Here is a 13,661-nt window from a genome sequence, read left to right as displayed (position 1 = left end):
CGTGCGCCTCCGCTAACGATCAAGCCGCCGCTTCCTCGGCCACGCGCGCGCATAGCGAGGCGGGGTCGAGCAGCATCAGCGTGCCCTTGCCCGGCAGTTCCACGGCTTCGCGCATGTCGTTGTGCGCGCGCGTGCCTTCGCTGCGCGTGAATGCCGGCGGCAAGGTAAGCTGCGCCGCGCTCGTCAGCGTCACGATATCCTCGACCGAATCGACAAGCAGTCCGTATTTTTCGCGCTCGTATTCGACGATCAGAACCTTCGCACGCGCGAGATCCTCATACGGCGGCATGCCATACATCGCGCGCACGTCGATCACGGTCACGAGCACGCCGCGCAGGTTGAGCATGCCGCGCACGACGCCGGGCAGCCCCGGCGTATGCACGATGTCGTCGCGATAGTCGATCACCTCGCGCAACTGGGCGATGCGCACGCCGATCAACTGGCCGATGCGGAACGTGACGAACGTTTGCCGCGTGCCTGCCCCGCGTTTTTGCGCCGCCTGCGCGAGCGCGTTGCGATACAGATCGCGATGACCCGCCGCCAGCGCCACCACGCGCTCGTTGGCGAACAACGCGTCCGCGTTCATGAGCAGCACGCCCGGGCCGTCTTCGGCCGCCAGATAGCCCGCGAACAGCGAGCGCTGCGCATTGCCGCCATAGGCCGGCATGGGCAGCAGGTCTTCCTCGCGGTATGCAACGATGCTCGCCACTTCGTCCACCAGCACGCCGAAATGCAGGTCGTGGCGATGAAGCACGATAATGCGCCGCTCGTCCACGCGCGCCGGCTCGCCGCTCGCGGGCGTGAAGCCGAGAAGCGCGCTGAAATCGAGCACCGGAAGCGTCGCGCCGCGCAGGTTCAGCATGCCGATGCAAACCTCGCTGGCCAGCGGCGACTGCTGCAAGGCCGGCACGCGGATGATTTCCTGAATCGCGTCCATCGGCAGCGCGAGCGCCGTCGCGCCCACCTTGAACGACACGTTCTGGCGGCGCTGCCCCTGGTGCGCACGCCGCTCGGCCGCGCGCGGCGCCGCCTGCGCGAACTGCGGCATGTCGCGCAAGCTGAGCAGCACCGCGGGCGCGAGCACCTGCAAAATGCGCTCGCCGCCGTCGAGCTTGAGCACCGCGCCGATCGCCATAGGCGGGCTGCCCTCGGGCACGTCGAGCGTGATCACCTGCTCGCGCGGCACGCGCAGAATTTCGCCCGTCGCGTCGAATAGCAGCCCCACGCGAACGCCGCCCGATTCGACGATGGCGACCTTGCGCGCCGCGCTCGTACTCTCCGCGCCCAGGCGCAACAACTGCCGCAGATCGAATACGGGAATCAACGTGCCGCGCAGGTTAAAAAGCCCGAGCAGATACGGCGGCGCTAGCGGGATCGCGGCCAGCGTGCCGGGCGGATTGACGACTTCCTGCAAGGCTGCCACGGGCAGCGCCAGTTCGGTGCCTGCCAGATGGAACGAGCCGTACAACTCGACGTTCGGACCGGCTGCAAGGGTGCGTAGCGTCATCTTGCGGCTCCCGGTTCCGGCGATTGCGCTTGCCGCTCGGGCGAGCGCGAAAAATGGCGTACCGCGTAGTGATGCAGTTCGCAGTCGATAGTCAACTGGCGTCCGCACTCGCCGCCCACATCGACGTGCACGAGTTTCAGGCGCGCATCCGTCAGCATCTGGCGCGCGATGCGAACGTTCAGTTCTCCGATCGGTTCGTGTATCGTCGTGCGGTGATGCATCATGTTCGCGCCGCCCGCGAGCACGGCTTCGATATCGCCCTCGCGCGCCTCGTCCGCGTGCATCATGGCTAGCAGCTTCGGCAACGCCTCGATCACATACTTTGCGCCGTTGCCGGCCTGCGATGCACCGCAGGCCCGCGCGCCGCCGGCAGGCTCGGGCAGCAGACAATGCGCGAGCCCGTAAGTCGCACGCGAGCGCCACAGCAGACCGATGCCCACGCACGACCCCAGCGTCGCGCGCAGGATCTTCGCTTCCTCGCCGCTGCTCACGGCGATTTCGCACATTCGCACCTGCACGTCACGCTGGATGCTCATGCTCACGTTCCTCGTTGCGATAGATGAGCGGCTGCTCGAAGGCGAAGCCCGCCGCCATGCGGCTCAACGATTCGGACTCGCCCACGATCAGCACGGCGCCCGGCCGCATCGCCCGCCGAACGTTGGCGAGCACGGCCTTCTGGCCCTCGGGATCGAAATAGATCAGCACGTTGCGCAACAACACGATATCGAACTGGCCCAGATCGCGCGGCACGTGGTAGAGGTTGTGGCGGCGAAAGCTCACGTGCGTGCGCAAAGCCTCGCTCACGCTGATACCCGCCGCGTCGCCGCGGAAATACCGCTGCACGAGTTCGGGCCGCTGCTGGCGCAGGTTTTCCATGCTGCGGCCGGCGTAGTGGCCAGCGCGCGCGTTCGCAAGAATGCCGTCCGAGATATCGGTCCCGAGAATCGCGTAGCGCAGTGAAGGATGCAGCAAGCGGAATTCCTCGCACAGCATGGCCGTCGTCCACGCTTCCTCGCCGCTCGACGCCGCCGCCGACCACACGCGCAAGGGCTCGCCCGTTCGCTTCGCCACCCACCCCGGCAGGAACTCGCCCGCGAGATACTCCCAGATGCGCGGCGTCCGGAAGAACGATGTTTCGTTCGTCGTCACGAGGTCGATGAAATCGCGCACTTCGTCCGCGCTGCCGTCGAGCACGCGCAAATAGTCGCGATAGCCGGGCAACCCGAGCGTCATGATGCGGCGGCGCAAGCGGCCCTTGAGCATGGTCCACTTGCGCTCGTTCATTGCGATGCCGGTATGGCGGCGCACCTGCTCGAACAGCGCGTTACGCACCGACAGTTCGGCATCCTGATCGATATCCACTGCAACCTCCAGACATCACACCACGAAACGCGCGACCGTCGTGTCGAGACCCAGCGCCCCGCCCTTGAGCGACGCCGCCGCGCGCGCAATGGTGTCGCACGCGCCCGCCGACTTCTCCGTTTCTTCGGCTACCTGCTGAATCGCGGCGCTCACCTCGCGGGCCGCGACGAGTTGCTCGTCCGCGCCGCATGAAATTTCCGAAATCGCCTGGGTCGTGCGGCTCACACCGGCCACGATCTTCTCGAACGCCTCGCCCGCCTGCTTCGAAATTTCGCTGCCCTGGGCGACGCGCTTCACCGACTCGTTGATGAGCTTCGAGATTTCCTTCGTCGCCTGCGAAGAGCGTTCAGCGAGCTTGCGCACTTCGTCGGCGACCACGGAGAAGCCGAGGCCGTGCTCGCCCGCGCGCGCCGCCTCGATCGCCGCGTTGAACGCGAGCAGATTGGTCTGGCTGGCGATCTCGCCAATGACCTTGATGATCTCGCCGATATCCTCCGACGAGCGGTTGATCAGCTCCATGGCCTCGATCGAGCGCGTCACGGCCTTCGCGCCGCGTTCCGCTTCCTGCTGTGTGTCCTTGGCGAGCTGGTCAGCGCCGCGCGAATTGTCGGCGATCGAGTTGATGGACGCCGTGAGTTCCTCGATCGACGCGTTCATTTCCTCGACCGTCGCGCCGAGCAACTGCGCGCCGCTCGCCACGGTGTCCGCGCGCGCCGCGATGTCCTGCGAAGAGTCCTTGAACGTGCCCGCCGATTCGACCACCTTGCCGATCACGCTCGCGAGGTCGCTCATCATGCCCTTGATGCCGCCGGCCAACTGGTCGATCGGCTCCTCGCCGTGCACCTCGATGTCGCCCGTCAGGTCGCCCGCGGCGGCACGGCTCACCACGCCCAGCAGTTTCTCGACCTTGCGCTGATCGTCTTGCGCGCGGCGCTGCACGCTCTCTTCGAGTTCGACCTGGGCGGTCACGTCGTTGGCGAATTTGATGACCTTGTAGAGCCGGCCATTCACGTCGAAGATCGGATTGTAGGTCGCCTGGATCCAGACCACGCGGCCGCCCCTCGCGATGCGCTTGTAACGCCCGGTGTCGAACTCGCCGCGATTGAGCTTGGCCCAGAACTCGCGATATTCGGGGCTCGCCGCGTACGCCTCCTCGCAAAACAAACGGTGATGCTTGCCGAGAATTTCTTCGAGACGATAGCCCAGCGTATCGAGGAAATTCTGGTTCGCATGCAGCACAATGCCGCCCGTGTCGAACTCGATCACGGCCTGGGCCTTGTCGATGGCGCGCAGCCGCCCTTCGTATTCCGCGTGCTGCTGCTTCACGGCGGTGATGTCGGTGGCGAACTTGATGACCTTGTAAGGGCGGCCGTTATCGTCGATCACCGGGTTGTACGATGCGTTGATCCAGATCTCGCGGCCGCCGCGCCCTACGCGCCGGTATTCGCCGCGATCGAACTCGCCGCGGCCAAGCCGTTCCCAGAACTGCCGGTATTCTTCTGTGCGAACATAATCAGGATCACAAAATATCCTGTGGTGCTTGCCGCGCACTTCATCGAGCGTATAGCCGAGCGTCGCGAGGAAATTTTCGTTGGCGTAAAGAATGGTGCCTTGAAGGTCGAATTCAATTACCGCCTGTACGCGATTCAATGCCGCATTGACCGCGCTTAGTTCGCGCAATTCGATCTGACGATCCGGCGTCGATTGTTCCATGGTCTTGCCCTCAATTGGTTGCGCTTTCGATGCACATCGGATTGCGGTGTCGCGCCGTCAGGGTCGGGCGATTTCTCTCTGGGTTCTTATGGTGCGCTCGTCGCGCCTGAATGCTGCATCTCTTACCCTTGCGTTAACGGCTCACTATTTGGCGAACTTGACCAGGGGTTTCCGCTAAGGCAAACGTTTTCTTTTCGGAGAGCGATTCAGACCTTGATTAATGAAAAATGGTAATAAAAATGCCATTTCCCGCCATTGGCATTGAAAACGTTTTAGGCGGATTCAATTGATATTCCGGAAATAAAAAAAGCGCACTTTACAGTGCGCTTTCGTTTGCCGGGTTGCCGCTCAAGGCTGGCGATTCATATAGGCCACATAGGGGCCGCTTCCACCGCCTGCGGAGCGCGCGCCGTCGATCCCGTAGTAGACCCGCCGCCCAAGAAAGAACGGCAAGCCGAGATCGACCGTTTGAGCCATATAAGCCGTGAGGTTGTTGAAGGCGAAGTTACTCGAAGCGAGTAGCGCGAACGCATTGCCGATGTTCACCGTCACGTTTTCGCTCGCGCCGGTCGCGTCGTTCAGCACGACATTGCGTGTCCAGTTGCCCGGCGGCGCGAAGAATCCGTTGTATTGCACGATCGAACTGTCATCGAAGAAGGTGGCATTCGATCCCGAATCGATGAATCCCGTCACCGCCGTCGAACCGCTGTACTTCGCGACAAAGTTGCCGTAACTGTCCGTGGCAAGGACCGTCGCGCCAGTGCCGCTCAGCAGGTTGTTCGCCTGGGTGTCGATGCCGAACGTGAGCGTGCCGACCACCGCGCTCGCGCCTTGTGACGGAACCGCGGGCATGTCGACAATGACGCCGTTGTTGTCGACCGGGAACCGCGCCACGGGATTGATGACCTGCCGGGCGAGCGGCATGGCAACGGGCGTGCCCGGGTTCGTATCGGCGTAATAATAGCCTTCCACCACCGATGCCGCGCAGGCCGGACCGCAATCGTAGCGCGCGTTGCCGATGCCGAGGATGCCGTTCGCGCCCAGCACGGCAGGCGAATTGAGCGCCGTGTTCCACACGCAGGCATCCGGCGTTCCGGACACGATGGCCGGATCGCTCATCACCTGGATCGGCACGGCGGCGGCGACCTCCTGCGAGAGCTTGACGTCGGCGTTGCGCAAGCTGCCCCATGTGTGGCCGGAGCCGAACGCGGCGCATACGGCAACCCGGTTGCCGCTGCCCGCATCGGTCTGCACGGGCAGTGCGGCGAGCGTCGCGGAAGGAATCGCCGAGGCGTAGAGGCGCAGGCCGAACGAACCGGTGTCGAGCAACACGTTGTCGATCGTAGCGCAGCTAGCCTGCGCGCCGCTGTTCGGCTGGCAGATCGTCACGCTCACGAGCGGGAAATTGCGCACTCTCGTCGCCGATGAAATGCGCACGGGCACGGTGTTGCCCGCATCGGCGGTTGCCCCGCCGCTGGCGCCCGAACCCGAACCCGAGCCCGAGCCGGACGAACCCGATGCGCCCGAGCCGGAATCAGCCGCTCCCGAGGCCGGGGAGGGCGCGGAGGCTGGCGAGGGTGCAGACGCGGCCGAAGCACCCGAAGCCGCCGAACCCGAGGCCCCGGATCCGCTGCCGCTCCCGCCCGCCTGCCCAGCGCCGCTCGTACCGCCCGTCGAGCCTGAGGCCGGTTTTGCGGGCGCGACGCTGTCGCCGCCTCCTCCACCACCGCCGCCGCACGCGGTCAGTGCAAAGCTCAGGATGAGCGCCGATATCCATGTGAGTCTTTTCATTGCGTCTCCCCGTTGCCTTACTGGATCTGTTCCGTGCTCATGCCTTGCGGCAGCGCCCGCGGCAGCCAGGCCCGCCCCGTTAGCGCGCCCATGTGGCCGCCCGATTCCACGACGAGATCGTCCTCGCGCAGCGCGACCGGTCCATAGCCGCCGCCGCGTGCCGCCTGGGCGCCAGCGAGTCCTTTCTGCCACGCGGGGAAATAGCTGCCGAGCAGCGTTTCGAGCGACACGACGCGCGGCCCGCGCCACGAGACAGCGAAAACGACGCCTGTCGCGTCAAGGTATTCGCGGACCGTCGTGCCGTTGGCGAGGGTCGAGGTATTGACGGTCCAGGACGCGGCGGCGGGCTTGCCGGCAGCGAGAACACGGGCGTCGGGCGCGCTGTTCACACCCGCATAGGTAGGCTTTCCTCCCAGCGCGGCCCACGCCGGCGACGCAGCCAGCAGCGACATTGCGACAAGACAAGTAAGATTTTTCTTCAAGTCGTAGTCCTTATTAATTCCGTGGAGCGAGCGCACAGGGCGCTCTATGGTGGTACGGCGCAAAAAGTCTATGTCAATCTAACGAAAGGCTTCGGGCCAGAAAATCGAAATGGCTTTTCGATTTGGTGGTTGCCCAGGGGAGCCGTTTCTATGACGTATCGATATCCAATTGTTACAAGCGGCTGCGCGCGTTTTCGCCAGGCGGGACCCGCGAAGCCCGCCGTGGCGCGCCGTACGTGCCCCGGGCCGCGCTTGCGCCCTAACACTTGCCCACGCGTTGTAACAACTCGAAAAATCGGTGCAATTCGCGTAATTGCATTGATTCGGCCAATGTCATAGCGTTTGATAATTGGCTGGCGTGCGCCGTTGCCCCAGCCTGCCCGTTCTGGAGATCGTGTGTGAGAAGGTCGAAACTGTTTCTCGGGGCCGCCGCGGCCGCGCTTGCCGGCGTGTGCGGCGTAGCACAGGCGGCGCATGTCGGCGTGTATTTCGGCGCCGGTGTGCCGTATTACTATCCGGTCGCGCCCGCACCCTATTACTATGCGCCGGCGCCCGTCATCGTCGCGCCGCCGCAACCGCAGGCGCCCGATTACATCGAGCAGGGGCAAGCCGGCGCCCCGGCGATGGACCCGCAGCAAGGGCCCGCCGATGCCCCGCCCGGCGATGCCGCGGGCGGCCAGCAGGAAAACGCCGACACCTGGTATTACTGCGACGAGTCCAGGACCTACTATCCCTATGTAAAGCAATGTTCGTCGGGCTGGCGCGCGGTCCCCGCCCAGCCGGCGCCTTCGAACTGAACACACCTTGACGATATCGAGCCGCACATGAAATACGCGTATCTCGCGCTACTCGCCACAGCAGGACTGCTGAGCGCGTGCGCCGTAACGCCGACGGGGCCGAGCGTGATGGCGCTCCCCGGCACGGGCAAGACCTTCGACCAGTTCCGCGCCGACGATGCGAACTGCCGCCAGTTCGCCTTCCAGCAGGTAGGCGGCGTCACCGCGAACCAGGCGGCAACGGGCGCGGGCGTGGGCAGCGCCGTGGTGGGCACTGCGCTCGGCGCGGCCGCGGGCGCCGCGTTCGGCGGCGGCCAGGGCGCGGCCATTGGTGCGGGTGCGGGCCTGCTCGCGGGCAGCGCGGTCGGCATGGGCAGCTCCCAGAATTCCGCGTGGGACGTGCAGCGCCGCTACGACTATGCCTATCTGCAATGCATGTACGCCACCGGCAACCGCATTCCGGCGCCCGGCAACATGACGATGTCGCAGCCCCAGCAATATCAGGCGCCGCAGCAGCAGTTCCAGAACGCGCCGCCGCCGCGCTATATGCCGCCGCCTCCCCCGGGGTCGCCGCCTCCGCCGCCAAGTGGATATTGAAGCGGACATTGACCGCATAAAGCAAAACGCGAGGCTCGGCGCATCTGCGCCAGCCTCGCGTTTTAATCTGGATTCCGAATAACCCGGATCAGTGTGCGCTCAGTTCCAGCGCTTTGCCGTTCCACACGACACGGCGCATTTCGCCCGATTGCGGGTCGATGAGCGTCATCTGCTGCGCGGCGTGCACGGGATCGGGCTTCACGTCGCCGTCCGTTCCCGTTCTCGATTCGAGCAGCGGCTGCAACACCGGCGCGAGCGACTTCAGCAGTTGCACGGAGAGCGCACTCGTGAACGTGTAGCGCGCGGCATACGGCTCATGCACCCATGCCGTGAGCGTGCCGTAGAAGCGGTTGCCGATCACGAACACGAAGGTCGCGCTGCGGTTCACCTTGCGCGATTCGATGAGTCGCGCACCCGGCGCGTACACGTTAAAGCGCTGGTCGCCGGTGCCGGTCTTGCCGTAGACCGCCAGCGTCTTGCCGTCGGGCAGCGTCATGCCGTCGGCGAGCCGCTTGGCCGTGCCGCCTTCCACCACCGACGTCAGCAACTCGCGCACTACCTGCGAAATTTCCGGCGAAATCAGCGGCTGCGGCTGCGTGGATGCATGCACGAAGTGCGTCTCGTAAGGCGTGCCGCGCGCGAAGTCGAGCGACTCGAAGCTATGCGTGGGCAGCTTTTCGCCGTTGCTCGATATGAGGCCGATCAGTTGTGCGAGCGCCGCGGGCCGGTCGCCCGACGCACCGATCGCCGCGCCATACGAAGGCGTGATGCTGTCGAACGGATAACCCACCGCGCGCCAGGACTTGCCGATCGCCTCATACGCGCGCAACTCGATCATGTGGCGAATGCGCCGGTTCTGGGTGGCGTGATACTTCGTCTTGAAGAGCCACGAGTAGGTATAGAGCCGCGTGTCGCGGCTCGCCTGCTGCACCTGCGCGAGCGTCGCATCCGGGTGCTCGCGCAGGTAATTCAGCAACCACAGTTCGAGCGGATGAATGCCCGCAATATAGCCGCGATCGTTGAGGTTGAATTTGTCGATTGCGTACTTCTCGTAGTAGTGCGCAAGATCTTCGTCGTCGAGCCACTGGAACTTCGTGTTCTTGAGTTGCGCGCGCATCTGTGCGTCGAACCACGGCAACTTGCCATCGGGCTTCACGCTGCGCAGCACGGTCGCAATGCGCGCCGGCCCCTTGCGCGTGTGCTGAAGCAGAATCGCCAGCGCTTCGTCGTTGCTCTTGCCCGCGTAGCGCGTGTAGAAGCGCTTCATGTAGACCTGGCTTTCGCCATCGGCGAACTGCGTGAGGAAGCGCGTGCGCACGACCGGATCGTCGAGCCATTGCGCGGGCGGCCCCGAAGTCTGGATCATCTCGTAGTGAACGATGTCGCGCATGAGCCGCACGAACACCAGATTCACCGAATGCTGGAACGCGCGGTGCACGGTGAGAATTTGCGCGTTGTCGCTCGATTCGAAATTGTTGAAGCTCTGCGCGCCGCCGCCCGTGTAGAACGTCTCGCCAGGATTCGCCGAGTATTTTCGCTCGACGGCCGCTTCAAGCATGGAATGCAGCGAGCGGTCGGACGTCTTCGAAAGATAGTCGATCGCCCAACGCGTAAGCGCATCGCCCGGATCGACTTGCGGCAGCATCGCGCGCAACGACTTCGCGTCGTCGGCGGCGTAGCGCGCGTGCAGCGCACTCACGATCTGCAGATACGTCACGAGCGTGCGCAGCTTCGCGGTCGATCCCAGATTCAGGCGCGCGCCCGAATTGATGTCGAACGGCTGGTTCACGCTGTCCGTCTGCACGCGCACGAGGTTCTCGCCGTTGCTGCGCTCGAACAGCGTGAAGCTATAGGCGATCTTCGAGGGATCGTCGGATGGGCGCAGCATCTCGAAGCCCACCAGGCCCGCCTGGCGCGCGCCGTCCTTCGTCGCGGCGTCCGCGAGGCGGTCGCTCACAGCCTGCTGCACGCTGTCGTCCAGCGTCGCCGTCGCGGTGAGGTCGAGGCGGTCGAGGTCGTAAAGCGTAGTGAGTCCGAGTGCCTGCATGAGCTGGGTGCGCAGCGTCAACACCGCCTTGCGGTCCACGAACGAAACCGGCGCGCGCCGCGACGGCTTCGAGCGGTCGAGCGAAAGCTGCGTGGCGAGGGCGGCGTCGCGCAGCGCGGGCGTGATCACGCCGCCGGCGCCGAGCAGACGGATATAACTGTCGGTCAGTTTCGCGAGGGCGTCGTTGTTCTTTTGCAGAAAGTACGACGGCGCGCGCTGGGCGATCAGCAGCGAGAGCACCTGGCGGAACGCCAGCGCCTGAGCATCGAGCGTCTCGGGCGTGAGCGGGGCGCGCAGGATGCGATTGACGTCGCGGAAATCGCGCCCATACCAGGCGGCGAGGCCGTCGCCGAGACCGCTGACTTCGCCCACGCCGGCCTTGGCGGAAAGCGGCACCGAATTCAGGTAATGCACGAGAATCTGCTGGCGCGCAGGCATGGTCTGCGGGCCGTCCAGGTAAGCGCGCAGCGACGCGGATGCGATCTGGCGCAGCTTCTCCGGCGGCGTGGAGGTGCGGCCGCCCGACGAGTGCCGGAACTTCTCGATCTGCGTGGCCAGCGTGCTGCCGCCCGGCGTTTGCTGATGCCGGTTCACGAGGCGCGCGCCCTGATCGACGAGCGCGTGGCTAAAACGCCCCCAGTCGATGGCCGGATTGCGGTTCGGCTGGTCCTGGGCGAGCAGGTATTTGTCTTCGATGAACAGCAGCGAGTCGCGCACCACGGGCGGCACCGCGTCGAAATTGTCGTAAGCGCGCTGCGGATAACGCGTATGGAAAAGCGTGGCGCCCGAAGCGTCGCGCAGCACGATCCCGGCCTGATCCTTTTCTTCGAAAGGGAGGAAAAGCCCCTGGTCCGCCACGGCGATCATGCGGTCTGAATCGCGCGCCTGCGCCGCGATCGTGAAACCGCGTTCCGCCAGCCGGTTTTCGAAGGTGGGCAACTGGGCATAACCGAGCCGCACGTCGTACGGCCCGTTCGTGGTGGGAAAGCGGATGCTGTGGCTCGGACCGCTTTCCACGGTAAAGCCGATGTCGCGCGTGAGTTCGGAGAGGTAGCGCGCCTGAAGACGAGACGTGTCGATTTCGATCTGTACGATGCGCGCGATGATGACGAGGGCGGCCAGAAACGCGACGATGAAACCCCACTTGACCCACCGGAAGAGTGAGCCAGCGCCAGCGACGCGAACAGGAAAGCGTACCGATGGGCGGTTCATACGTATTCTCCTGACATCACGTCAGATTTCCAGACGGCACCCCTCAGATAGTCTATCTCGCTCCGCAAGTTCCTGGGTGCCGGTATGTAGGGCTCCGCACGCACGTCGCACCGCTGCAACACCTATGCCCGATGCGTGACCGTTTTGCGGCAATTCGCGAGCGCATCGTGGCACGGGACATGCTCCCGATATAATGGTTGGTTATTTCGTTCGATACGGAGAAATATGAAAAAGCTCGCCGTGCCTCTCGCCTTTTCGCTCACGCTCGGCGCGTGCGCGTGGTTTCAGAGCAATCCGGACTCGGGTCAGCCGGTCATCGATTCCACAACCACCCGGTCGGTTCAGGACGTGATCTCGTGTCTGACCGTGGAAGCCCAGCGCCACAACGCAAGCTTTACCACCACGCCGTTGCCGCAAGGCAAGATGCTGGAGTTCGCAGACTCGAACGTCATCAAGGTCCGCACGGACAACGGCGCGACCACCTACCGCTATTACGCCGGCAAACGCCACGCCTCGAATCTGTGGATCGAGGGCGCGAGCAAAACCTGCGCGCCTTGAACGCCTGACGGGCCGCTTTCGTTGCGGCCTCCGCGATGTGTGCGGGTTGAAAGCGCGCTTGAAAGTCCGATTGAAAGCCCGATTGAAAGCGTTTTCGCGGATTTTCGTGCGGCTGGGCGGCCTTCCATTACAGCCTTTTACATTCATGCGCGCCGTGTAGCGCGATGACACATTTTCGCCGGCCGTTTTAAGAATCGCTTAAGTCTTCCTGCGCATCATCGCTTCACCCGGAAGAAACGAACATAGAAACGAACGCAGCAGGAGGTTCCGTGAAACAGCAAGATCCGCAGATCCAGGCGACGAGTCCGGTCGACAGCGAGGCAAAGCCCGCTCGCCGCACCTTGTTGCGCCGGTTGCTGAGCCACCACGAGCTTGCGACGCTTTTGTTGCTGCTGCATGCGCCCATCGATGCGAGCGCCAAACCTGAGATCCCCATGCTCCAGGAAGCCGGCCTCGTGGAGCAGGTGCAGGACAGCGCGGGCGATGCACGCATCCGCCTCACGTCGGAAGGCAATGCCGTGCTGCAAGGGCTCGGTCTGGGGCGCTGAGGTTATCGAACCGCCTGATCCGATCGCCGCGCCACGCCTCAAGCCGATTCGAATTCCGCGCCTTCGGCGGCGAGCGCCTCGTTTTCGTCCTGCAAACGCAGTAGCCGGTAACCGCTCTTGTAAACCGGCTGCAACCGGAAGCCGTTCGGCGTCTCGATCTCCAGCAGCAAGCGCAGCCGCGACACGTGGCTGTCTATCGTGCGCGTCAGCGTATGCAACTCGCGTCCCCACACCATCGCGTAAATATGATCGCGCGAAAGCACGCGCCCGACGTTCGAGAAGAACAGCGCGGCAAGACGGTATTGCGTGGTCGAGAGCAGCACGGGTTTGCCGTGCACGCTGACCGCCTGACGCCGCATGTCGAAATGATAGGGACCGGCGTCGATCGTCAAGTTCTCGTAACGGTCGGGAAACGCGCGGCGCAGCAGCGCATTCACGCGCGCGCGCAGCACGGAAGGGCAGACCGGCAAGCTCACATAGTCGTCCGCGCCCACAGAAAAGGCTCGCACCACGCTTTCGTCGGAGGCGTCCTCGGAAACGAACAGCACCGGAATCTGGCTGCCGTTCACCGCCCGCAATGTTCTCAGCAGTTCCGTGCCGGCGATTTGCGAGCCCTGCCAGTCGAGCACGAGCATGTCGACGGTCGATGCGGCCAGCGTCCTGGCAAGCAACAGCGCATCGCTGAACGGCATGCACGCGTGACCGCATTGCGTGAGCACGCGCTCGAGCTGCTGACGGTGGTCAGCGTCGCGCTGAAAAATCGCGATGCGCATGGTGGGCCCCTTGATCTTCGAATATTGGATTGGAGCGGGCGATTTTGTGGATATGTGCAAAATCTGCCCATCGGACGAGTCTGAAATCCAGGCGATCCCAGCGCTTTCCGACAGCGGCGCATGCGCGCTCTGACGGACCGAGGCCGGGCGCAGCGGGCGCGCCTCTTTTCGGCAAGGGGCTTCCTGTAGAATCGCGCTCTGGCCTGAAGTCGTCGGCACGTCCGCCCACCCGCGCGGACGCGCTGTTGCCGTGCCCCACCCTTGCGCCCGCTTACCCGACGACCGCCGCCCCCGC

At 64.4% G+C, this 13,661-nt stretch carries 12 protein-coding genes; 4 read left to right on the top strand and 8 right to left on the bottom strand.

Annotated elements, in window-relative coordinates; all coding sequences use genetic code 11:
- Window positions 1-19: 19 nt before the first annotated feature.
- From U5768_RS14370 to U5768_RS14345, 6 genes are all read right to left on the bottom strand, one after another.
- A complete protein-coding gene (locus U5768_RS14370) occupies window positions 20-1,507 on the bottom strand; it encodes a chemotaxis protein CheW (protein ID WP_322031066.1) in 1,488 nt (495 codons plus the stop codon).
- Complete coding sequence (locus U5768_RS14365) at window positions 1,504-2,043, bottom strand: chemotaxis protein CheD (protein WP_322031065.1); 540 nt, start codon at window positions 2,041-2,043, stop codon at window positions 1,504-1,506. The genes U5768_RS14370 and U5768_RS14365 overlap by 4 nt, the downstream gene beginning before the upstream one ends.
- Window positions 2,027-2,869, bottom strand: a complete 843-nt coding sequence (locus U5768_RS14360; RefSeq protein WP_322031064.1) for a protein-glutamate O-methyltransferase CheR — start codon at window positions 2,867-2,869, stop codon at window positions 2,027-2,029. The genes U5768_RS14365 and U5768_RS14360 overlap by 17 nt, the downstream gene beginning before the upstream one ends.
- 15 nt (window positions 2,870-2,884) lie before the next feature.
- Entirely contained in the window at window positions 2,885-4,582 is a 1,698-nt protein-coding gene (locus U5768_RS14355; protein ID WP_322031063.1) for a PAS domain-containing methyl-accepting chemotaxis protein, read from the bottom strand.
- 348 nt (window positions 4,583-4,930) lie between these two features.
- The gene (locus U5768_RS14350; protein ID WP_322031062.1) at window positions 4,931-6,373 is read right to left on the bottom strand and encodes a DUF3443 family protein; all 1,443 of its coding nucleotides are present in this window, start codon (window positions 6,371-6,373) and stop codon (window positions 4,931-4,933) included.
- A 17-nt stretch (window positions 6,374-6,390) separates the two neighbouring features.
- Entirely contained in the window at window positions 6,391-6,855 is a 465-nt protein-coding gene (locus tag U5768_RS14345) for a DUF2844 domain-containing protein (protein ID WP_322031061.1), read from the bottom strand.
- Between the two features lie 398 nt (window positions 6,856-7,253).
- On the opposite strand from U5768_RS14345, the gene U5768_RS14340 reads away from it, so the two are divergent.
- Both U5768_RS14340 and U5768_RS14335 read left to right on the top strand, forming a co-directional pair.
- Window positions 7,254-7,652 (top strand): hypothetical protein, encoded by a 399-nt coding sequence (locus U5768_RS14340; protein WP_322031060.1) that lies wholly within the window; start codon window positions 7,254-7,256, stop codon window positions 7,650-7,652.
- Between the two features lie 27 nt (window positions 7,653-7,679).
- Window positions 7,680-8,228: a glycine zipper family protein gene (locus U5768_RS14335; RefSeq protein WP_322031059.1), complete on the top strand. Its 549-nt coding sequence runs from the start codon at window positions 7,680-7,682 to the stop codon at window positions 8,226-8,228.
- An 88-nt stretch (window positions 8,229-8,316) separates the two neighbouring features.
- On the opposite strand, the gene U5768_RS14330 is transcribed toward U5768_RS14335, so the two are convergent.
- On the bottom strand, window positions 8,317-11,487 hold the full coding sequence (locus tag U5768_RS14330; protein ID WP_322031058.1) for a transglycosylase domain-containing protein: 3,171 nt from the start codon (window positions 11,485-11,487) through the stop codon (window positions 8,317-8,319).
- A 225-nt stretch (window positions 11,488-11,712) separates the two neighbouring features.
- Between U5768_RS14330 and U5768_RS14325 the strand changes: the two genes are divergently transcribed.
- Entirely contained in the window at window positions 11,713-12,045 is a 333-nt protein-coding gene (locus tag U5768_RS14325) for a hypothetical protein (RefSeq protein ID WP_322031057.1), read from the top strand.
- A gap of 290 nt (window positions 12,046-12,335) precedes the next feature.
- The gene (locus U5768_RS14320; RefSeq protein ID WP_322031186.1) at window positions 12,336-12,593 is read left to right on the top strand and encodes a hypothetical protein; all 258 of its coding nucleotides are present in this window, start codon (window positions 12,336-12,338) and stop codon (window positions 12,591-12,593) included.
- A 38-nt stretch (window positions 12,594-12,631) separates the two neighbouring features.
- Here U5768_RS14320 and U5768_RS14315 read toward each other — a convergent pair whose 3' ends face one another.
- Window positions 12,632-13,366, bottom strand: a complete 735-nt coding sequence (locus tag U5768_RS14315) for a response regulator transcription factor (RefSeq protein ID WP_322031056.1) — start codon at window positions 13,364-13,366, stop codon at window positions 12,632-12,634.
- Between the last annotated feature and the right edge of the window lie 295 nt (window positions 13,367-13,661).

Source organism: Paraburkholderia sp. J76, from assembly GCF_905220295.1.
Taxonomy (GTDB): Bacteria; Pseudomonadota; Gammaproteobacteria; order Burkholderiales; family Burkholderiaceae; genus Paraburkholderia.
Note: the sequence above shows the minus strand (reverse complement) of the source record. Positions and strands in the feature narration are given on the sequence as shown.

Bases quoted from the DNA above. Each gene is read 5' to 3' on its own strand.
- U5768_RS14370 (WP_322031066.1), bottom strand. From the start codon at position 1,507: ATGACGCTACGCACCCTTGCAGCCGGTCCGAACGTCGAGTTGTACGGC.
- U5768_RS14365 (WP_322031065.1), bottom strand. From the start codon at position 2,043: ATGAGCATCCAGCGTGACGTGCAGGTGCGAATGTGCGAAATCGCCGTG.
- U5768_RS14355 (WP_322031063.1), bottom strand. From the start codon at position 4,582: ATGGAACAATCGACGCCGGATCGTCAGATCGAATTGCGCGAACTAAGC.
- U5768_RS14350 (WP_322031062.1), bottom strand. From the start codon at position 6,373: ATGAAAAGACTCACATGGATATCGGCGCTCATCCTGAGCTTTGCACTG.
- U5768_RS14335 (WP_322031059.1), top strand. From the start codon at position 7,680: ATGAAATACGCGTATCTCGCGCTACTCGCCACAGCAGGACTGCTGAGC.
- U5768_RS14330 (WP_322031058.1), bottom strand. From the start codon at position 11,487: ATGAACCGCCCATCGGTACGCTTTCCTGTTCGCGTCGCTGGCGCTGGC.
- U5768_RS14325 (WP_322031057.1), top strand. From the start codon at position 11,713: ATGAAAAAGCTCGCCGTGCCTCTCGCCTTTTCGCTCACGCTCGGCGCG.
- U5768_RS14315 (WP_322031056.1), bottom strand. From the start codon at position 13,366: ATGCGCATCGCGATTTTTCAGCGCGACGCTGACCACCGTCAGCAGCTC.